This is a genomic window from Chryseobacterium glaciei (assembly GCF_001648155.1).
Classification (GTDB): Bacteria; Bacteroidota; Bacteroidia; order Flavobacteriales; family Weeksellaceae; genus Chryseobacterium; species Chryseobacterium glaciei.
In genome coordinates this window covers 2856387-2877721 of sequence record NZ_CP015199.1, presented here as the reverse complement: position 1 = coordinate 2877721, position 21335 = coordinate 2856387, and the positions used below count along the sequence as shown (strand labels likewise).

The window sequence follows — 21335 nt, the reverse complement described above, 5'->3', positions numbered from 1 at the left end:
TTTGAATTGGATTATAAATATATGTAAAATATTCATACAAAAATGAAAATAAATTAATTTAACACAAATAAATCACTTTTAAACTAAATAAAAACCAATGAATTAGGATTTTTTAACATATATTTTATTCCCAACTTAAACATAGTAAAAGTGCTTTTCTAAATGTTTTATAATTTCGTAAATTTGCATCATGATAAAAATAGGCAACATAGAACTGCCGGAATTTCCGCTTTTGTTAGCGCCAATGGAAGATGTAAGTGATCCTCCATACAGACGCTTGTGTAAAATGCATGGTGCAGACTTAATGTATTCAGAATTTATTTCTTCTGAAGGGTTAATTCGTGATGCTATGAAAAGCCGAAAAAAATTAGATATTTTCGATTATGAAAGACCTGTCGGCATTCAGATCTTTGGTGGAGATGAAGAAGCAATGGCAATGTCTGCAAGAATTGTAGAAACTGTAAACCCTGATCTTGTTGATATCAATTTCGGATGTCCTGTAAAAAAGGTAGTCTGCAAAGGCGCCGGAGCCGGGGTTTTAAAAGATATTGACTTAATGGTACGTCTTACAAAAGCTGTTGTAAGTTCTACTCACCTGCCTGTAACTGTGAAAACACGTTTAGGATGGGACAGTAATTCTATCAATATAGATGAAGTTGCAGAACGTTTACAGGAAACAGGAATTAAGGCATTAACAATACACGCAAGAACGCGTGGTCAAATGTACAAAGGTGAAGCTGACTGGGAACATATCTCAAGAATCAAACAAAACCCGAATATTGAAATTCCAATTTTCGGAAATGGTGATATTGATTCTCCCGAAAAAGCTTTAGCATACAAACAAAAATATGCCTGCGACGGAATCATGATTGGTCGTGCAGCGATTGGTTATCCTTGGATTTTTAATGAAATAAAACATTTCTTTAAAACCGGAGAACATTTACCGGAACCTACAATCTTCGACAGATTATTAGCTGTTCGCCAACATGCAGAATGGAGCGCAGAATGGAAAGGTGAAAAATTAGGACTCATCGAAATGAGACAGCATTACAGCAATTATTTCCGTGGAATTCCTCATTTTAAAGATTTCAGAAGAAAATTCTTAGAAGTATATACTTTGGAAGAAATGGATGAAGTAATTAAACAAACTCAAGCCTTTTACGAAGAACATCAAGCTCAAGTATAAACAAGAAAACCATCAAATATTTGATGGTTTTCTTTTATTATTTAAAATTAAATATTTTAATATCCTTCTGAAGAAGACTGATTTTTAATTAATCCCAATGCTGAAGAAGTTCCTATTCTTTTCACTCCCATATTGATCATTTTCTCGGCATCTTCTGGAGTTCTTACACCTCCTGCTGCTTTTACAGGAAGTTTTCCGGCATTATCAAGCATAATTTTTACACCTTCAAATGTTGCTCCGTTAGGCTTTCCACCGGTAGTTTCATAAAAGCCTGTTGAAGATTTCACGAAAATATTCGAAAGATTATTTTCAGAGAAATTTTCTTCTGCCCAATTGGAAATCTTTTTAGTAAGATCTGCAATCTGTTCATCCGTTAAAGCTGCGATCTCAATGATCCATTTTGCAACCTTCTGATTTTCGATACACAGTTGTGTACACTTTACAAATTCTTCTTTTACCAGTTCCAGATCTCCTTTCAGATAAGCATTATAATTAATAACAAAATCTAATTCGTCTGCTCCGTCTTGTATTGCTTTTGAGGCTTCTGCAAGTTTTTCATCAACGGAATAAGTTCCTTCATGAAAACCTATTACAGTTCCTACAATAACATCTGAATTCCTTTCCTGAATATACTTTTTGATCTCAGATACATAATCCGGACGGATCATTACCGCAAGAATACCATTATCAATAGCTTCCTGAGCAAGTTCTTTGTCTTTCTGTAAAGTTTCTTCGTTTGAAATCCCTGATTGCGCAGGAGTTTTCAAATATGTTGAATCCAAATATTGAGCAATATTCATAATCTGTTATACTTTCAATTGTCTGTAAATACCTTGCTCCAAAGATATGAAAGTTTCTGTTCTTGTCACTCCTTTTAACTTCTGAAGTTTGCTAAGAATCATCATCAAATGATCATTATCCTTACAAAGAACTTTCAAGAAAATCGTGTAATTTCCTGTGGTGTAATGCGCTTCTACTACTTCATTGATTTCTTTTAAAGCCTTCACAACTTCAGGGTAATGACTTGGCTGATCTAAAAATACACCGATATAAGAAATTACTTTATATCCGATCTTTTTAGGATTCAGAAAAGAGATTGAATTTTCAATAACTCCTGCATGCTCCAGCTTCTTAATTCTCTGGTGTACAGCGGTTGTTGAAATTCCTACATTTTTCGAAATGTGAGCTAAAGAAGTTTTAGCATTATCCATCAACATATAGATGATCTCTTTGTCGATTGAATCTAAATGGTAGTTTGCGTTTGTTGAATTTTTCATTTTTTCTACTTTTTTTATTATTTATGTTTTTACATTGTGTTATAAATCGCTAAATTTTACAAAAACCGGAAAATGATCGCTATACCCACCCAAATACCGTGTACCGGCATAAGTTCGAAAGGGTCTTTCTTCAAAATTCCTGTTCCTACTGCGTATTTTCTCAGAGTTGAACACTTCAGCCTCCTGAAATGATAAACCTACATTATCAAATAATGATTTTGATAATATAATCTGATCAAACAGCAATCCGGATTTATAATGAAAAGTAGAATAATTTCTTGTGGAAAACAACTGCTGGAAAGGATTTTCTAATACCTTTTCGCTGGCGTTGTCATAGAGAATTTTTACTAAATTTTCATCATCTGGGTTTTCGTTAAAATCACCACACAAGATTACATGCTCCTTTTCATTTATTATATTCAAGATCCGCCCCCGAACCTCGTTCAATATAAAAGCTCTTTTTGGTTTATTAATATCTTTTTCTCGCTTTGAGGGAAGGTGCGCGATAAAGACATTAATAATCTCTCCTTTATATTTCACTTTAGAATACAATACATCTCTTGTTGTGTCGTAGTTTTCTGTGTTTTTATCTATAATTTCAAAGAAGAAAGTAATGGTTTCTGACTCTATTACTTCTACTTTATTTTTATCATATAATAAGGCAACATCTACATTTCTCTCATCCATAGAATTGTAGTGAATGATGCCATATTCTGAATTAAAGGGTTCCAATTCTACAAGATCTTCCAATACTTTCCTTCCGGAAATCTCAGACAAACCTATCATAAATGGTAATACCCAATTTTCCTCCTTCATCAATTGAAATACATGCGCAATTTTAAAAAGCTTGTTCCTGTATCTTTTGTCGTCCCAACCTCTTAATCCTGATTTTGTAGGATCCAATTTATGAATTGGTGTGGGATCGGGTAAAAATAAATTTTCAACATTGTAAAAACTGAACAACTCCATCGCCTCGCATTTCTATTCTTTATTTTTTATACTTTAGTTTCAATATGTAAATTTATTATTTTTTTTCAAATATGGTTAATTTATTTACAATATATTTACATTAATTTCATACTTAAAACAACCATAATTTAATAATAAAAATAACTGAATACGAATATATAATTAAAATTTTTAATCTTTTTTAAGTTTTACTATATAAAACAAAACTAAAACAGCATATAAAATTTAAAATATTTAGAATAATAATCTATTATAAATAGGATTATACAACCATATTTAAATCTTAATCGCAGTTATTGCAATTATTATTCCATTTTTCGAATTAATTATTCTAAAAGTGAAAAAAATGTTTCTGATTAACGAATTTAAGTAACTATTTCGAGAGTAAATCAGGACGTTTTTCTTTAGTAATCCTCATCGCCTCGTCGTGACGCCATTCTTCAATCTTAGCAAAATTACCACTTAATAAAATTTTAGGAACATCTAAACCTTTATAACTTTCAGGTCTTGTATAGATTGGCGGAGACAAAAGATCATCCTGGAAACTATCTGTCAAAGCGCTCTGCTCGTCATTCAAAACTCCGGGAACCAAACGGATAATTGAGTCCGCAAGTACGCACGCAGCCAATTCACCACCCGTAAGAACATAATCTCCGATTGAAATTTCTTTTGTAATATGAAGATCTCTCACTCTTTGGTCTATACCTTTATAATGTCCGCACAAAAAGATCAGATTGTTTTTAATAGAAAGCGTATTGGATATTTTTTGAGTTAAAGTAACTCCATCTGGCGTCAGATAAATAACTTCATCGTATTCTCTCTGAGATTTAAGTTCCGAGATACACTTATCCAACGGCTCAATCATCATCACCATTCCTGCACCACCTCCATAAGGCTCGTCATCAATCTGTCTGTGCTTATTAATTGACCAATTTCTCAATTGGTGAAAATGTACTTCTACCAACCCTTTATCCACTGCTCTTTTCAAAATAGAAGTCTGAAAAGGACTTTCCATCAACTCGGGAAGTACGCTTATGATATCAATTCTCATTGTAATGTTTCGTTTTTCTTATTCGGTAAAATAATTAGTCTTAAAGATGAATCTTTATTAAAGTAGCTCCACATCCAGTTGAAGAACACGGCAAGTTTATTTCTTACACTCAAAATCAACATTAAATGTAAAAACATCCAAAAATACCACGCAAAAAAGCCCTGGAATTTTATAAATGGTAAATCTACAACTGCCCTGTGTTTTCCGATGGTTGCTAAAGATCCCTGATCCTTGTATTCATATTCCTGCCATTCACCGAAGTTTTTCTTCAAGAAATTTTTACCTAAATTTTTTGCTTGATTAATGGCCACATTCGCAACCTGAGGATGCCCTTGTGGATATTTTGGAGTTTCCATGTAGGAAATATCTCCTATTGCATAAATATTATCGTATCCTTTTATTTTATTAAAACGATCTACAATATATCTGTTTCTGTTTAATTTATCTTCCGGAAAACCGTCTACAACATTTCCGGTAACTCCTGCCGCCCAGATCACGTTGTTTGACGGAATAGTTTTTCCGCTTTTCATATGAACTTTATCACCATCATAATCAGTAACATATTCTTCGCTCATGAAAGTTACTCCAAGATCTTTCAAATACTTTTCAGACTGAGACTGAGCTTCCGGACTCATTACGGCAAGCGGTTTTTCTGTAGAACTTATTAAAATGATTTTAAGATTATCAAAATTCATGTAAGGATAATCTCTTGGCAGAATTTCTTTCTTCATTTCGGCGAAAGCTCCGGCTAATTCTACTCCGGTCGGTCCACTTCCTACGATAACGATATTCCAGTTTCCGTCGTCGCTTCGACTTTTTTCGATAATTAGCTTTTCGAAGGTCATCAAAACATGATTTCTGATTCCGATTGCTTCCTGAGTATTTTTCATTCCGAAAGCTCTTCCCGCAAGATCTTTATTACCGAAAAAATTAGTTTTACAACCTGTCGCGATGATTAACTTATCATAGGTGAATTCAGCTTCATCGGTGATCACTTTATTATTGGCAGCATCAATTTCCCGAACTTCCGTTAAACGAAACTGCGTATTCCTTGACTGCTGAAAAATTTTCCGGAACGGGAAAGAAATATTGGAAGGTTCTATCCTTCCACACGCTACCTGATAGAAGAGCGGCTGAAACATATGATGATTAACTCTATCCAGAACAATTACCTTTTTATTCTTGTTATTCAACGTTTTTGCAAGTTGTAATCCCGCAAATCCTCCTCCTATAATGATGATCTTTTCGCGTGTTTCCATATTATACAAATTTACTGATTTTATTTAGCATTTTAGTCGTTAAAAAGTTAGTTTTGCAAAACTTTATGACACAAAAAAAGTACACCAAAAAAACTGCCAAAAAGATTCATGACAACAGGCGAAAAAATTATTTTTTCCGTCGCAAAATTGTCTTGGCCATTTTATTTGTTGCTTTATTGGGAACGGGATTGTATTTAAAACAATCGATAAGCTATTATTACGCTTTATATTTTAATAAATTCAGTCATAAAAAACTCCATAATAACGAAAAGGAAACATTAAGAATTCAAAAAATTCTTAGCAATAATCTTGATAAAACGTACGGATTTGATATTTCTCATTATCAAAACCGAGAAGATATAAAATGGGACAGCCTGAGTATCGGAAATAAAACCATTCCGCTGGAATTTGTAGTGATGAGAGCTACAATGGGCAACCGAAATGCCGACAAACATTTTGAAGAATTTTGGCAGCAGGCGAAGAAAAATGAATTAATTCGTGGCGCTTATCATTTTTACAGAGCTGATGAAGATCCTGTAATTCAAGCGAATAATTTCTTGGCTAATGTAAAATTAGAAAGCGGAGATCTTCCCCCAATTTTGGATATTGAGAAAATTCCGAAGCGAAAAACCAACAAAAAATTAATTGAAGATTTAAAAGTTTGGTGTAAAATCATCGAGGAAACTTACGGCGAAAAGCCGATTATTTACACCTATTATCATTATTATAAAGATTTTTTAAAAGGTGAATTTGATGATTATCCGCTTTGGCTGGCCAATTACAATGATGTTCCTACTCCATCTCCAGAAGGCAATTGGGATTTCTGGCAGTTTACAGAAAGCGGAATCGTTCACGGAATCAATACCAAGGTAGATTTGGATATTTATAATGGCAGCTTGTGGTCTTTGAAAAGATTGACGATAGATTAAATTATTTTCTCAGAAATTCTAAAATATCTGCATTCAATTCTTCCGGATTTTCTAAAGGAATAAAATGTGTCGCATTTTTATAGATTTTAAGCTCAGAATTTGGAAGTTGTTTCGCTATAAATTCCGTATGTTCTTTTTTGATTACATCATTTTCTCCGGCAATTATAAAAACAGAATTTTGAATTTTATTTAAAGAATTTTTCGTGATATTCGGTTCTTTCAGCATAATTTTCAGCAAACGTATTTCATTGAATTTGGCAGGATCATTTTCAGCCTGAAAAACCTGAAGCTGAGTTTTCATATTATTTAAAAGTCGCGAATCTACCCCTTCTGGGAAAACATTAGCTCCGATTGTTACAAGTTTTTTCAGATGATCTGGATATTTCAAAGCAAACTCAAGACCGGTATTTCCGCCATCACTCCATCCGACGATATTTACTTTTTTTAAGCCCAATTCATCAACCAAAGCTTTTACATCATCCGCGAAAATTTTATAGGTAAAATCGGTTTTTGATGAATCTGTACTTTTCCCCTGACCTCTCGTATCGATAGCTATTACTTTATAATATTTAGAAAGTTCGGGAATCTGTTGATAAAATTCTTGAATACTTCCACTGTTACCATGAAGTAAAATCAAAGGCTCACCTTCACCATATATTTCATAATACAGATCTGTATTTTTCAGCTTTAAAACCTTTCCTACAGAAGAATTTTTACCGTAAATAGAATTTTCTTTTTCCATATTATATTTGCTTAAATCAGGAATAAGGTCTGTAAGATTTTCATCAGAAGCAACCGTTTCATCTTTTACATTCTTTCCATTTTTATCAACTTTTACATCAATATTTATTGCGGGAGCTGCCAAAGTTATCTTCTCCCAATCTCCGTAGAATTTTCTTAAAAAGCCTGTTCGAAATAATGCCGCACTGATATTTATTTTACCTTCAAATTCCTTTAAAAATTGAATTCCAATGAAAAATTTTCCCTGAACCCAAATATTATAATGATTAACATCTAACGAAAAAACTCCGTCTTTTATCATATCTTCTGTTAATTGAACCGTAATTTCTTCCTCTAAAATATTCTTATCCGGAAAACCGTTTTTCTCGCTGTAAATACTGTAACGCATTAAAACAGGTTTATCTGATTTATAACTTGCAATATTTAAGTTGATATTTTTAATCTTAGATCTTTTGCTGGCATTAAATTCCAAGGCAGTTTCTCCTAAGAAATCTTCTTTTCGAAATTGTGGATTTACTGAGTACATCACATGTTTTGTCTTAGTATTCACGCCCCAGTTTTTATCAACTAACTTCTTAGGTACAAGTTTTACTTCCTGAATATTTTTCACTTTCTCATTTAGAAAAACTTTCTGAGAATTTTGTTTTGAAAAATTTTGAACAGATTCTGAATAATTTTCGTAGCCTGGAACTTCTATTCTTACTTTATGAGTTACATCAATTCCGGAAAGATCGATTGAAAAATTTCCTTTTTCATCTGAAATAACACCAATTTTTTCTTTTTCAACACCGATCTTTACATATGGAATCGGTTTATTTTCTTCTTTGGAGAAAACTGTTCCGGAAACAACCTGTGCGTTGATGTAAAAAGTAAAAAATATAAGAAATAAAATATTGAGTTTTTTCATGGTAAAAGTTTGACACAAAAATGTTCATTTATTTCATTAATAGCTCCCAACAGGTTATTAAATTTAACACCTATCTTGTTAAATGTTTTATAAAAAAAATCACTCAAATATGATTCTAATTTTATATTTAAACCACAAATTACACAGATGATTCTGCTAAAAATAAATTAATTGAAATAATTATTATTTAAAAGGTCTTCTCTGAATCCATTCAGCTTTTGGGTTAAGTGATGAAAATATTTTTCCCATGAACTGATTTATGAGAATATTATTATGTTTTATCAACCCGAAAATTTCAATCGGTTCTGCGCCTATAGTTGATTTTATTTCCAAGGCTGTTCTTCCGAAAATTATTCTTTTAAACTTGTTATTAATTGAAAATTCCACCATGTCTAAAAGCATATTCAGATACAATTGCTTTTCTTTTTGAAGTTCTTTATCATAGCCTAAAAAATAGGTATCAATATCTTCGTTATTGAGAATTAAAGTGTAAAATCCGATTAATTTTTGATCTAAAAAATATCCAAAGATTTTAAAATTTTGATTTAAATTTTCCTTCATACTTTCAAAATGATTTTCAGCAAGAAAAAAGGTATTGAAAGGCGCATTTTCTGCCACATTTTGATAGAGAACATTCATTTCTTTTTGATGTTTTTTTATATCATCAAAATTCATTTCGCACTTTTCAATTCCATCAAATTTCTTTCTGGCAGAGCGGGCTCGAGTTCTGTATTTTTTAGAGAAATCATTTAAATAATCTTCAAAAACAGTCCAACTTTCTTTTATTTTCAACATCATATTCGGTTGAACAGAGAATCTGAAATAGGATTGATGATTTTTATCTTGAAAATACTTCACAAAATTGGACTGATAATCTTTATAAATAATCAAAGATGTTTTTCTGATTTCTTTCTGCATTTTCTGAACCGCCTTATCCAAAAGCGGAATAACTTGTTCTAAAGTAATTTTAGAAGCATCAAAATAAAATCCGTTTTGCCCTGTCAACATATTGTTTCCCAAGATCATAACATCTTTGCTGAATTTTCTCCCAAAGAAATTTCTGATATTGCACCAAACTTCATTTTTCTGAAAAGTGGCATGATTTTTAAAATTTAAATATTGAAATAAAGCACCGCCAATCAATTCATTATCAATGAAAAAACCTACATAATAACATTGCATGTTATCCGGTTTAGACGATTCCAAAACATGGAAATATTCCTTAGAAAGCATGATGTTGTGATTTCCAATTACAGCTTTCCACTGTAAAGGCAGTTCCGAAACACTATTATATATTTTTAAATTATATGGCACCCGTTGTGTATTTTGGAAATAAAATTTTAAATAATTGATAATCCATAGTTTTTATTTTCGTTTTACTTACATAAACGAATGAGCTTTGTTTTTTCTTTAATTAAATGATTTATTTTTCAATCTATCTTTGTTTATGCTTGCAATAAGTAAAAGCAAAATAAAAGCTACTATTAGAATATACTAGATTAACCTGAACATGGATGTTTGACTTATATTTAAAAAACAAAGTATTCAACTGCACAGAGAATTATATAACATAAAAAAGGCCACAAATGTAGCCTTATAATTTCGATCGTTAGAATTTTATTTTTGTGTAACCCAATTAAAACCTTCCGGAGAATACCAACCGCAGACAATTCCGCCCATAATTGTGATAGTTATTGTCCAATATGCTGTATTAATGAAGGTATATTTCCAAGATTTCCTTTCAAACATGGCATTGATTGCCGTAAGTGGAAATACAAATAAAACCCCAGCCATAAAACAATGCAAAGCACCGTGACCAAAAGAACGATAAGCTGTTCCGTAGTCTTTCATGAAGGCAAAAAATGAAGGTTTTGCGTTCGTTTCATCTCCACCAATCATTCCTAAAGCTCCGAATTGATGAATAGTGATCATTTGTAAGAAAAAAGCAATTAAAAAAGAGAGGATAAATGCGAAAACAAAGACAAATCCCATGTTTGATCCTTTCATTTTCTCTTCAGTTAATCCCACTTCCTGCATCCAAACGGTTCCGAAAATTTTTGGATGGTACCAGATAAATCCCATAATAAGGGGTACTAATGCGGCTACCGCAATAGCCAGAAAGTTAATTTGCATCATATTTTTGTATTTTAATTTGTATATCAAATCTACATTAAAAATTAATATAAAATACACTTTACATAAATTATAATTCATTTTAACTAATAATTAAAACCAAAACAGAATAAACTCAATTAAAAAACCAATATCAACCTACGTTTTTATGCTAATTATGAAAAACGATTTCTATTTTAAAAGATCTTTATATAATAGTATTAATAAGTTTTAAGTGTTTACATTTTCGTATTTTTGCCGCTCAATTGAATTCTTAAATCAAACCATTAAATTCCAATGAATTACGTTTCTGTCGAAAACCTTACCAAATCTTATGGCATCAAAGTTTTGTTCGAAAATATCTCTTTCCATGTAAATGAAGGAGACAAAATTGCCATTGTTGCCAAAAATGGGAGCGGAAAGTCTACCCTTCTTAAAATTTTGATGGGCAAAGAAATTGCAGACAGCGGAACTGTAGTTATTAATAAAGATATTCAGGTTGTTTTGTTTGATCAGGAAATTGATTTTGATTCTGACTTAACGATCGACGAATTTATGATGACGCTTGATTCAGCGCCAATTCAGGCATTGAAAAATTACCATAAATCGCTACTTTCCACAGATTATGATTTCATTGAAAAAGCTTTAGCCGAAATGGAAATTCATAAAGCCTGGGATCTGGAAAATGATATGGCGCAAATCCTGTCTCAGTTGAAGATCACAGAGCTGGATGCGAAAATGGGAACTCTTTCCGGAGGTCAGATCAAACGTGTTGCATTGGCAAAATTATTGACTGAAACCAGAGCTGAGCACCGTCACACTTTACTTATCATGGATGAGCCCACCAACCACCTTGATGTGGAAATGGTAGAATGGCTGGAAAGTTATTTGAGTAAAGCTAAAATCACTTTAATACTGGTAACTCACGACAGGTATTTCTTAGATGCTGTTTGTGGAATTATCTGGGAAATGGAAGATAAAAATCTGTATTTCCACAATGGTTCTTATGCAACTTATCTTGAAAACAAAATGATTCGTGAGGATAATATGAATTCTACCATCGACAAAGCCAACAATCTTTACAGAAAAGAATTGGAGTGGATGAGAAGACAACCTAAAGCGAGAACTACAAAGTCCAAATCCAGACAGGATGACTTTTACGAAACTGAGAAAATAGCTAAAACCGACACAAGAAAAGAATCTCTGGAGCTTGATTTCGAAATGAAAAGGCTTGGAAATAAAATCTTAGAACTTAGAGATATTTCTAAAAGTTATGGTGATAAATTATTACTAAAAGATTTCAGTTATCAGTTTCAAAGAGGTGAAAAAGTAGGAATTGTAGGAAAAAATGGTGCCGGGAAATCTACCTTATTAAATATCATCCAAGGACTTGAACCTAGAGATTCCGGAGAAATTGAAACCGGAGAAACAATCAAATTCGGTTACTTTTCGCAAAAAGGACTTAAATATAAAGAAGACGAAAGAGTTATTGATTTCATCAAAGAAATTTCTGAAAACTTTCCTTTAGCCAACGGAAGAACGATCTCTGCATCACAATTTTTGAGGTTATTTTTATTTGACGATCAAACCCAATATTCGCCAATCTCAAAACTTTCGGGAGGTGAAAAAAGAAGATTGCACTTGATGTATATTTTATATCAGAATCCAAACTTTTTGATATTTGATGAACCTACGAATGACCTTGATCTTCCAACATTGACTGTATTGGAAAATTTCCTATTGAATTTCCAAGGAAGTTTAATTATTGTTTCTCACGACAGGTATTTTATGGACAGAATTGTTGACCATATTTTAGCATTTGAAGGAGAAGGAAAAATCAGAGATTTTATCGGAAACTTCTCAGAATACAGAGAAAATTTAAAATTAGAAGAAAAAAGTCCTAAAGTTGTTGTTGAGAAAAAAATTGAAGCTCCTGTTTCTGCTCCTGCTCCAGTTCCAACACCACAATCACAGGCTCCAAAAAGAAAACTTTCTTTTAAGGAACAAAGAGAATTGGAAACTATTGACAAGGAAATTCCTCAATTGGAAGAGCAACGCGCAAAGATTCTTGAGCAACTTAATAATGAAAGTGAATATGATAAAATCGCTAAACTTTCTGCAGAATTAGAAGCAATTTCTGAGAAATTGGAAAACCATGAAATGAGATGGTTGGAGCTTCAGGAGATATAATTGAGTTTTAGAGTGAGAGGGTTTTAGGGTTGGAGAGTTTTAGAGCGGGAATGTTGATGATTTTTGTCATTTGCATCAAGTTTTTAAAACTTAAATGTAACACATTAAACTCTCCAACCCTAAAACTCTAAAACACTCCAACTTAAAAACTCTCTTACAATTCAACTACTTTACCCTGTTTCGAGCTATCCCAAGCGGCATCGATAATTTTCATATTCTGAATAATTTCTCCTGCCGGCGATGGTAAATAATATCCAAAAACAATGTGTTCGTAGATATTTTGGTAATAATTCATGTAATTCCCGGGTTCGCTTGAAGTAAGTGTTCTTTCTGTTTCTGAATTTTCATTTAAAACATTTAAAATCCCATCAGTTTCTTTTAAAGGAATCGTCCAGTCTTTACCGTAAACAGGAATTGATCCTGCAACCAATTCATTTTCCTGATTATCTGTTCTTTCTTGTAGGAAGCTTCCTTTTTCACCGTGAATCACATATGCATAATGAGCTTCTTTACTGAAAACAGAGGATTTCAATCTTACTCTTAAGTCATTTTTATAATAAAGAAGAATCTCGAAATAATCATTGGCAAACTCTTCCCCTTTCATTGAAAATACATCAGCAAAAAGTTTTTCCGGAAATCCAAAATACTGTACTGCCTGATCTACCAAATGCGATCCTAAGTCATGAAGAGAGCCAGAACCAGTTGCCTGAGGATCTTCTTTATGCGCTTTTCCACTCGCAGTTGTACGGAAACGGTCAAAACGAATTTCAGTTTCTTTGATTTCACCTAATTTTCCTTCACTCATTATTTTTTGAACCTGAAGAAAATCGCGGTCAAATCTTCTGTTTTGATAAACACTTAGAAATAATCCTTTTTCTTCGGCTAATTTTACCAATTCTTCGGCTTCAGCAACATTTACGGTGAAAGGTTTTTCAACAATTACATTTTTTCCAGCTTCGAGAGACATTTTAACATATTCAAAATGAGTCTGAACCGGAGTATTGACTACAACTAATTCAATATCAGCATGAGCCAACATTTCTTCTACCGATTTATAGATTGTCGCGTCAGGATATTTTTCTTTTGACTCTTCTTTGCTTCTTTCCACAACAGCCGACATAAAAAATCCTGGATGTTCTTTTAAAAATGGTGCATGAAAAATTTTTCCACTCATTCCAAAAGCACAAAGTCCAACTTTTACCAATTGCATAATTTTATTTTTAACAAATATATTCATAATTAAATTCCCTATAAATAGTCTACAATATTCATCGAAATAATTCATGACTCAACTAAAACATGACAAAAATCACAACATTTATTTTGAATTAGTCTAAATAACATTATCTGAATACCTACATTTGCACCTTATTTAAAACCACTCTAAATTAAGTAAAAATGAAAAGACAAATTACTACCTTAGGCTTTATTGTATTGGCAGCCACAGCCAATGCACAAATGAAGTTTACTCCTGAAAATGATACCATTAGAATCCAGACTATTGAAGACGTAAATCTTTATAAAACCGGAAATCCTAATAAGGCAAGACCATTATCTACCAAGTCAAACCTTACAGTAATGGAAACACCACAGCCAATTGCTATCATCAGTCACGATATTATTGAGCAGCAACAGGCAAAACAATTGGGTGATGTTCTTCAAAACGTAAATGGTGTTTATCTTACTTCTGCAAGAGGAGGTTCACAAGACAGTTTTGGAGGTCGTGGTTTTATTTTTGGTAATGATAATATTTACAAAAACGGATCAAGAATTAACAGTGGAGTTTTCCCTGAGGTAAGTGGTTTAGAAAGAGTCGAAGTTTTAAAAGGTGCCAACGCAATGCTTTATGGTAATGCGGCTGCCGGAGGTATTATTAATTTAGTTACCAAAAAACCTAAATTTAACTTTGGAGGTAGTGTAGGATTAAATGCCGGAAGCTGGAATTCTTATAAGCCAACAATTGACATCTACGGCCCAATATCCAAAAATATTGCATTTAGGATGAATGGAGCTTATGAATATGCTGAAAGTTTCAGAGATGTGGTACAGTCTACAAAATATTATTTTAATCCTTCATTTTTATTTAATATCAGTCCAAAATCACAATTGATTGTTGAAGCTGATTATCTTAAAAATGACATTACTCCTGATTTTGGGATCGGGTCTATTACAAAACAGGATGGTCTTACTTATGAATTAAATGATTTACTTCCAAGAAGTGCATTTTTAGGAACCGACTGGCAATATCAAAATGTTCAACAGGTTTCAACGAACGTTACTTTTAATCATCAGTTTAATGAAAAATGGTCTTTAAACAGTACAGCTTCTTATCAAAACTATACTAAAGATTATTTTTCTACGGAAAGAGTACAGTGGGGATATGAAAAAACCACCAATCGTCTTTCATGGAAAAGACCTTTAAACAAAACATATAACGAACAAAACTATACTTCTGCACAGGTAAACCTTAATGGTGAATTTAATACAGGAAAAATTAATCACAAAGTATTAATTGGAGCAGATGCAGATTACAGTGCTGCAGATTCTTATACCTATTATAATCCGAGCAACAAGCTGGCATTCGGGAATAACTATTTTTACGGAACAAACGGAAACAGCCTTGGAACAGTTTATCTTGATGATCCTTCAAGCTGGGCAAGTGGAACAACTCCTGATGCTTCAACATTAGAAAAGAACCGTATCAATACCAGAAGAATTGGAATATATGCACAAGATTACATCAGCCTTACCAAAGAGTTTAAAGTAATAGCAGGATTACGTTGGTCATATATTGAAAACATGCCAACAATAAACACTAAATTCAAAACTAATAAAAATGGAGTTGTTGATCTTAATTCAACGACAGGTAAAGGATTAGTAAACAATACTGCATCATCAGACCAGGCAATATCTCCAAAAGTTGGATTAGTTTATTCTCCAAATGATAATTTATCTGTTTTTGCTACATACACAAACTCTTTTGTCGCTAATACAGGTACATTAAGAAATAATGAAGCTTTAACTCCAACAAATATTGATCAATATGAAGTCGGAGCTAAGAAAAACCTTTGGAACAACGCTTTAGCAATTAATCTTACTGTTTATCAAATATTATATAGAAACTATTATCAGGTAGCATTAAATGATGCAGGACTTCAATTGGATCCGAACGGATTGATTAAAGATTTTGCCGGAAAAATGCGTAGCCGTGGTGTAGAGCTTGATATTACAGGAAATCCTACTGAAAACCTTTCCATAATTGGAGGTATTTCATACAACAATTCTGTATATCTTGACACACCGGAAGCTTTCGGATATGTTGAAGAACAAAGATTGGTGAGAACGCCTGCTACAACTGCAAACGCGTCAATTTTCTATAAATTTACCAACTATGTAAAAGGATTAAAAGTAGGGGCAGGTATTTATTATATCGGTGATAGAATCGCAGGATGGAATGACACAAAAACCGGTACAAACAGTTTAGCTTCAAGAAATGGAGTAAGCAGAAGTTTTGAATTAAAAGATTACACAACAGTTGCTTTATCTGTAGGTTACGAATGGAGCAAATTCTCAATCCAAGGAAAAGTGGGTAATTTATTTGATGTTGTAAATTACAATGTTCATGAAAATTATTCTGTAAACCCTATTACGCCTAGAAATTACTATTTCACATTAACATATAAACTTTAATAATTTAATATTATTAATAATTTCATCATTCAAAGTGGAAGTTGCATTTTTGCAGTTTCCACTTTTGAAATTTAATAAACAAAGATATTGATACATGGATAAGATTAAGGACACGAGAAGTTTTATGAGAATTACCCACCGTTATTTAGGATTTTTCCTTGCAGGAATTATGGCAGTTTATGCGGTAAGTGGTGTTTTATTGGTTTATAGAGATACTGACTTCTTGAAAAAAGAGAAAAAGTACGAGAAAACATTTGCTAGAAACCTTAATGAAAAAGAATTAGGTAAGGAATTAAAAATGAAAAACTTCGAAGTAGAAAAAACAGAAGGAGATATTTCAACATTTAAACAAGGAACATACAATGCTGCTACAGGTGAGGCGAAATACTCTAAAAAAGAGCTTCCTTTTGTTTTAGATAAGATGACAAAACTTCATAAAGCGCAATCTAAAGACACATTGTCTCCCTTAAATACATTTTTTGGCATAGCCTTGTTCTTTTTTGTCATATCGAGTTTCTGGATGTTTAATCCAAAGACAAAAGCATTCAAAAGAGGAATGATTTTCACTATTGCAGGACTTGTTGTTTCTATTATTCTCTTATTTATATGAAATCATAAAATTATTCATTAAAATGTTAAAATAAAATGATGTAAAATTCATTAATTCACGCTCTGGTTCCAAAAAAACACCTGACATTGAGCAGTCTGGCACATTTGTTGTTTAATCCTTACTTTAAGAATAATAAACATTAATTATTAAAAATTATAAATTATGAAAAAACTAATTCTATCAGGAATATTAGCTGTAGCAGGATTAACTACTACAATGAATGCTCAAATTCAGGAAGGTAACTGGATGGTAGGTAGTAGCCTTGTATCAAGTAACTTTGGATTAAATACTGGTGGTGGTTACAGCATTGCATTACAGCCAAAAGGTGCATATTTTATTAAAGATAATGTTGCAGTTGGTGGATATGTAAATTTAGGTATCAGTAAAGTAACAAACGGAAGCCCGACAGACTTCACTTACGGTGTTGGTGCTTTAGGTCGTTATTTCCTATCTCCGGGTGAGAAAGGTGTTGACAACTTATTAAACCACGGTCGTTGGTTTTTCGAAGGTAACTTAGGTGTTGGAGGTAGATCTGTTGAAGGAGGTAACTCTACAACTGGTTTAGACTTCGGTGTTGGTCCTGGTTATTCTTACTTCATTACACCAAATATCGGTCTTGAAGGTTTAGTAAAATACCAAGGTCAGTCAGGATTCGGTAGTGAGGGATTAAACTCTAACATTACTTTCAACGTAGGTTTCAGTATTTACTTACCAACTTCAAAAGGTAAGCAGATCATTAACGACGCAAAATAAGAAATCACTTCACATATACATATAGTATACAAATGAAATCGCCTCGAAATTTTTTTCGAGGCGATTTTCGTACAAATTAAAACTAAACTATAAAAAATCAAATAAATCACGTATTTGGTTGTGGTGTATATCTCAGATAAGGCTTAATCTCTGTAACGCCTTTCGGAAATATTTTTCTTGCATCTTCTGTTGAAATTGAAGGTGGAACAATAACATCTTCCCCATCTTTCCAATTTACAGGTGTTGCAATTTTATGTGAATCAACTAACTGAAGAGAATCCAATACTCTAATAATTTCATTAAAATTTCTTCCCGTTGAAGCTGGATAAGTAATAATTAATCTTACTTTTTTATCCGGATCAATAATTAATAAAGAACGAACCGTAGCTGTTAACGAAGCATTGGGATGGATAAAATCATACAATTCAGAAACTTTTCTGTCTTTATCCGCAATGATAGGAAACTGTACATCTGTATTTTGAGTTTCATTAATATCTTTAATCCAGTTCTGATGATCTTCTACTCCATCCACACTTAATGCAATTACTTTGGTACCTCTCTTCTCAAATTCCGACCGTAATTTTGAAGTATATCCAAGTTCTGTTGTACATACAGGTGTATAATCTGCAGGATGTGAAAACAAAATCCCCCAAGAATCTCCCAGATAATTGTAAAAATCTACATCTCCTAAAGATGATTCTGCCTGAAAGTTGGGTGCGGTATCTCCTAATTTAATTGACATAATATTCTGCTTTGTTAGTCTACAAATTTAGTAGACTTTTTGATACTAGCAAAATATTTGTTAAAAATTTATATATTTATTTAATAAAATTTTCATTTCATGCAGAAAAATGGTTTAAGTTACATCGATGTCATTTATAAAGTCCTGGAAAATTGGTATTTAAGGTTTGCAGAGCTTACCCCGAAATTAATTGTAGGGATTTTGGTTTTTACCTTTTTTCTTATTACAAGTAAATATTTAAGTCAGGGTTGTGTAAAAGTCTTCCATAAACTATTCCCAAAAAGCAAAAAAGAAGGCTCCTTAGTAACTTTAATTAAAGTTTCCAGATTTATGATCATGATCATGGGAACTTTTATCGCCTTGGAAATTATGGGTTTCAGTGGTTTTCTTTGGAAATTCATCGGAAGTTTGGGAGTTGCCGGAGTTATCGCCGGGGTTGCCTTGAAGGATCTTGTTTCAAGTATATTTTCAGGAATGCTCATCGGGATTGATAAAGCCTTTAAAATCGGAGATTATATCACAATAGGCGCTCATTCCGGAACCGTACAGGAAATTGGATTTTTAACCACAAAACTAATCACTGACGATGGAAAGAAAGCTTACATTCCCAATCAGGTAATTTTTAATGCTCCTTTTTATAATATTACAGCTTCACCTCAGCGAAGAATTATTTTAAATTTTGAAATTCCGGGAGATGAAGATCTTAATAAAGTTCAGCAAGGTATTTTAGAGGTCATAAAAGGTTTAGAAAATGTTGACAGACTAGATACGTCAGAAGTTATTTTCACCGATCTAAAACAAGGTATCTTCACTTTACAGGCAAAATTCTTGATGAAGGTGGGCGCAAATATGGTTCAATTAAAAAGTGAAGCCTTTATGAAGATTAAACAACGCCTCGACTCAGACAATATACAATTGGTAACTCCAACGAGTATAAGCATTACGAACGGAGAAACGACTTTGAACGAAAATCACGACTAATAAAAAAACCGCTTTGTGAAAGGCGGTTATCTTTTATATAGGTTTGAAAAATTATTTTTTGTGTATTTGCTTTAAACGAACATTATACTTTTTTAGAATTTTCGCTGTGTCTTTTTCTTCCGGAATTAGAGTTTCTCCCATTACATAATGGTTATTTTTAGCAGTATCCATTTCTATATCTTCCATGACAACACCCGTTGTAACACAAACTTCTTCTTTGGGTTTCGAACATCCTGTCAAAAATAAAATCAAAGAAAAGACCGTTAATGTTATTCTATTATTTTGAAAATTTGAGGGAATATATTTAAAAAACCGAGTTTTAATCTGCTCAAACTTATTATCTTTATTATTGGTTAATTGATGATTATAAAACCTTCCACAAATACTTTCATCTTTTCTTTCAACAAAAATATTTTTAATTTCTTCTGGTTGTTTTTGTGTAAAATCAATCACACATTTACTGCAGACAGAACAAAATCTCCCTTTTTCCTGAGGAGACATCATTTCCCAATTTTCGGAACACGGATTTGGAATGTATAGATTTTTCATCAATTATTATTTAATTTTTAAAAAGAAAAAACCGTTCCAAAAATGAAACGGTTTTAATTTTATATAAAAATTTTAGTCTTAAGCTAAAACTTCTTTTACTTTGTTTGCAGCTTCTTCTAAAGTAATTGCAGAGTGTACAGGAAGACCTGACTCGTCAATTAATTGTTTAGCTTCAACAGCGTTAGTTCCCTGTAATCTTACGATCAATGGAACCGGAAGGCTACCCATCGCTCTGTAAGCATCTACAACACCTTGAGCAACTCTGTCACATCTTACGATACCTCCGAAGATGTTGATCAAGATTGCTTTTACGTTTGGATCTCTCAAGATAATTCCGAAAGCAGTCTGTACTCTCTGAGCATCAGCAGTACCTCCAACGTCCAAGAAGTTTGCAGGGCTACCACCAGATAATTTAATGATATCCATAGTTGCCATTGCAAGACCAGCTCCGTTTACCATACAAGCAACGTTACCGTCTAGTTTCACGAAGTTAAGACCAGCTTCACCAGCTTCAACATCCATTGGATCTTCTTCTCTTGTATCTCTCAACGCTTCAAGATCTTTGTGACGGAACAATGCGTTACCATCCAAAGTTACTTTAGCATCTACAGCGATAATTTTGTTATCAGAAGTTTTCAACACAGGGTTGATCTCGAAAAGAGAAGCATCAATTCCTGTATAAGCATTGTAAAGAGATGTAATGAATTTTGTGAATTCTTTTAAAGCATTTCCTTCAAGACCTAAGTTGAAAGCAATTTTTCTAGCCTGGAAACCTTGAAGACCTAAAGCAGGATCAATGATTTCTTTGTGGATCAAATGAGGAGTTACTTCAGCAACGTGCTCAATATCCATACCACCTTCAGTAGAATATACGATTGTATTTTTACCTTCAGCTCTGTCTAAAAGAATAGAAACATAAAATTCTTTAGTTTCAGATTCTCCAGGATAATAAACATCTTCTGCAACCAAAACAGAGTGTACTTTTTTACCTTCAGCAGAAGTTTGTGGAGTAACCAACTGCATTCCGATAATGTTTTGAGCGTTTTCTTTAAGTTTATCCATGTTTGGAGAGAACTTTACACCACCACCTTTACCACGACCACCTGCGTGAATTTGTGCTTTTACAACCCAAGCCTGAGCTCCGAATTCAGCAGTCAATTTTTCAGCAGCTGCTACAGCTTCTTCTACATTGTTCGCTACGAAACCACGTTGGATAGCAACTCCGTACTTTGATAAAATCTCTTTTGATTGATACTCGTGAAGATTCATATTATTTTTATTATTTTATTTTAAATTTTAAAGGTTGACAAATTTACTAAAAAGACATGGAAGTTCAAGTTTATTGACTTAAAAATTAAAGCGCAATGAACTTGATTTTTAACATATCTA

19 protein-coding genes are annotated in these 21335 nt (G+C 32.7%); 7 read left to right on the top strand and 12 right to left on the bottom strand.

Annotated elements, in window-relative coordinates:
* Positions 1-190 precede the first annotated feature (190 nt).
* Positions 191-1186: a tRNA dihydrouridine synthase DusB gene (gene dusB / locus A0O34_RS12795; protein WP_066755187.1), complete on the top strand. Its 996-nt coding sequence runs from the start codon at positions 191-193 to the stop codon at positions 1184-1186.
* Positions 1187-1242: 56 nt separating this feature from the next.
* On the opposite strand, the gene deoC is transcribed toward dusB, so the two are convergent.
* From deoC to A0O34_RS12770, 5 genes are all read right to left on the bottom strand, one after another.
* Positions 1243-1989, bottom strand: a complete 747-nt coding sequence (deoC, locus tag A0O34_RS12790) for a deoxyribose-phosphate aldolase (RefSeq protein WP_066755186.1) — start codon at positions 1987-1989, stop codon at positions 1243-1245.
* 3 nt (positions 1990-1992) lie between these two features.
* The gene (locus A0O34_RS12785) at positions 1993-2463 is read right to left on the bottom strand and encodes an Lrp/AsnC family transcriptional regulator (protein WP_066755185.1); all 471 of its coding nucleotides are present in this window, start codon (positions 2461-2463) and stop codon (positions 1993-1995) included.
* A 39-nt stretch (positions 2464-2502) separates the two neighbouring features.
* Positions 2503-3432: an endonuclease/exonuclease/phosphatase family protein gene (locus tag A0O34_RS12780; RefSeq protein WP_066755184.1), complete on the bottom strand. Its 930-nt coding sequence runs from the start codon at positions 3430-3432 to the stop codon at positions 2503-2505.
* A gap of 373 nt (positions 3433-3805) precedes the next feature.
* Positions 3806-4483 carry a tRNA (guanosine(37)-N1)-methyltransferase TrmD gene (gene trmD / locus A0O34_RS12775; RefSeq protein WP_066755182.1) on the bottom strand — a complete coding sequence of 226 codons (678 nt, stop codon included), beginning with the start codon at positions 4481-4483 and terminating at the stop codon, positions 3806-3808.
* Complete coding sequence (locus A0O34_RS12770; protein WP_066755181.1) at positions 4480-5742, bottom strand: NAD(P)/FAD-dependent oxidoreductase; 1263 nt, start codon at positions 5740-5742, stop codon at positions 4480-4482. The genes trmD and A0O34_RS12770 overlap by 4 nt, the downstream gene beginning before the upstream one ends.
* 65 nt (positions 5743-5807) lie before the next feature.
* On the opposite strand from A0O34_RS12770, the gene A0O34_RS12765 reads away from it, so the two are divergent.
* The gene (locus tag A0O34_RS12765) at positions 5808-6671 is read left to right on the top strand and encodes a glycoside hydrolase family 25 protein (RefSeq protein WP_066755177.1); all 864 of its coding nucleotides are present in this window, start codon (positions 5808-5810) and stop codon (positions 6669-6671) included.
* A 1-nt stretch (position 6672) separates the two neighbouring features.
* On the opposite strand, the gene A0O34_RS22105 is transcribed toward A0O34_RS12765, so the two are convergent.
* The 3 genes from A0O34_RS22105 to A0O34_RS12750 form a co-directional block, all read right to left on the bottom strand.
* Positions 6673-8319 carry an alpha/beta fold hydrolase gene (locus A0O34_RS22105; protein WP_082891157.1) on the bottom strand — a complete coding sequence of 549 codons (1647 nt, stop codon included), beginning with the start codon at positions 8317-8319 and terminating at the stop codon, positions 6673-6675.
* Between the two features lie 183 nt (positions 8320-8502).
* Positions 8503-9633 carry a GNAT family N-acetyltransferase gene (locus tag A0O34_RS12755; RefSeq protein WP_066755175.1) on the bottom strand — a complete coding sequence of 377 codons (1131 nt, stop codon included), beginning with the start codon at positions 9631-9633 and terminating at the stop codon, positions 8503-8505.
* 303 nt (positions 9634-9936) lie between these two features.
* On the bottom strand, positions 9937-10455 hold the full coding sequence (locus tag A0O34_RS12750) for a DUF1761 domain-containing protein (RefSeq protein WP_335617670.1): 519 nt from the start codon (positions 10453-10455) through the stop codon (positions 9937-9939).
* Positions 10456-10728: 273 nt separating this feature from the next.
* Here A0O34_RS12750 and A0O34_RS12745 point away from each other — a divergent pair, with 273 nt between their 5' ends.
* Entirely contained in the window at positions 10729-12621 is a 1893-nt protein-coding gene (locus tag A0O34_RS12745) for an ABC-F family ATP-binding cassette domain-containing protein (protein WP_066755173.1), read from the top strand.
* Positions 12622-12775: 154 nt separating this feature from the next.
* Here the strand turns inward: A0O34_RS12745 and A0O34_RS12740 are convergent, their stop codons facing one another.
* Entirely contained in the window at positions 12776-13831 is a 1056-nt protein-coding gene (locus A0O34_RS12740) for a Gfo/Idh/MocA family oxidoreductase (RefSeq protein WP_066759689.1), read from the bottom strand.
* A 188-nt stretch (positions 13832-14019) separates the two neighbouring features.
* Here A0O34_RS12740 and A0O34_RS12735 point away from each other — a divergent pair, with 188 nt between their 5' ends.
* From A0O34_RS12735 to A0O34_RS12725, 3 genes are all read left to right on the top strand, one after another.
* Positions 14020-16311, top strand: coding sequence for a TonB-dependent siderophore receptor (locus A0O34_RS12735; RefSeq protein ID WP_066755171.1), 2292 nt, complete (start codon positions 14020-14022; stop codon positions 16309-16311).
* A 94-nt stretch (positions 16312-16405) separates the two neighbouring features.
* The gene (locus A0O34_RS12730) at positions 16406-16921 is read left to right on the top strand and encodes a PepSY domain-containing protein (protein ID WP_066755169.1); all 516 of its coding nucleotides are present in this window, start codon (positions 16406-16408) and stop codon (positions 16919-16921) included.
* A 162-nt stretch (positions 16922-17083) separates the two neighbouring features.
* Positions 17084-17674 (top strand): hypothetical protein, encoded by a 591-nt coding sequence (locus A0O34_RS12725; protein ID WP_066755167.1) that lies wholly within the window; start codon positions 17084-17086, stop codon positions 17672-17674.
* A gap of 106 nt (positions 17675-17780) precedes the next feature.
* On the opposite strand, the gene A0O34_RS12720 is transcribed toward A0O34_RS12725, so the two are convergent.
* Positions 17781-18416, bottom strand: coding sequence for a peroxiredoxin (locus A0O34_RS12720; RefSeq protein ID WP_066755166.1), 636 nt, complete (start codon positions 18414-18416; stop codon positions 17781-17783).
* A gap of 99 nt (positions 18417-18515) precedes the next feature.
* Between A0O34_RS12720 and A0O34_RS12715 the strand changes: the two genes are divergently transcribed.
* On the top strand, positions 18516-19397 hold the full coding sequence (locus tag A0O34_RS12715; protein ID WP_066755165.1) for a mechanosensitive ion channel family protein: 882 nt from the start codon (positions 18516-18518) through the stop codon (positions 19395-19397).
* 51 nt (positions 19398-19448) lie between these two features.
* On the opposite strand, the gene A0O34_RS12710 is transcribed toward A0O34_RS12715, so the two are convergent.
* Entirely contained in the window at positions 19449-19898 is a 450-nt protein-coding gene (locus tag A0O34_RS12710) for a hypothetical protein (protein ID WP_157886012.1), read from the bottom strand.
* A gap of 126 nt (positions 19899-20024) precedes the next feature.
* Positions 20025-21215 (bottom strand): ADP-forming succinate--CoA ligase subunit beta, encoded by a 1191-nt coding sequence (sucC, locus tag A0O34_RS12705; protein ID WP_066755161.1) that lies wholly within the window; start codon positions 21213-21215, stop codon positions 20025-20027.
* Between the last annotated feature and the right edge of the window lie 120 nt (positions 21216-21335).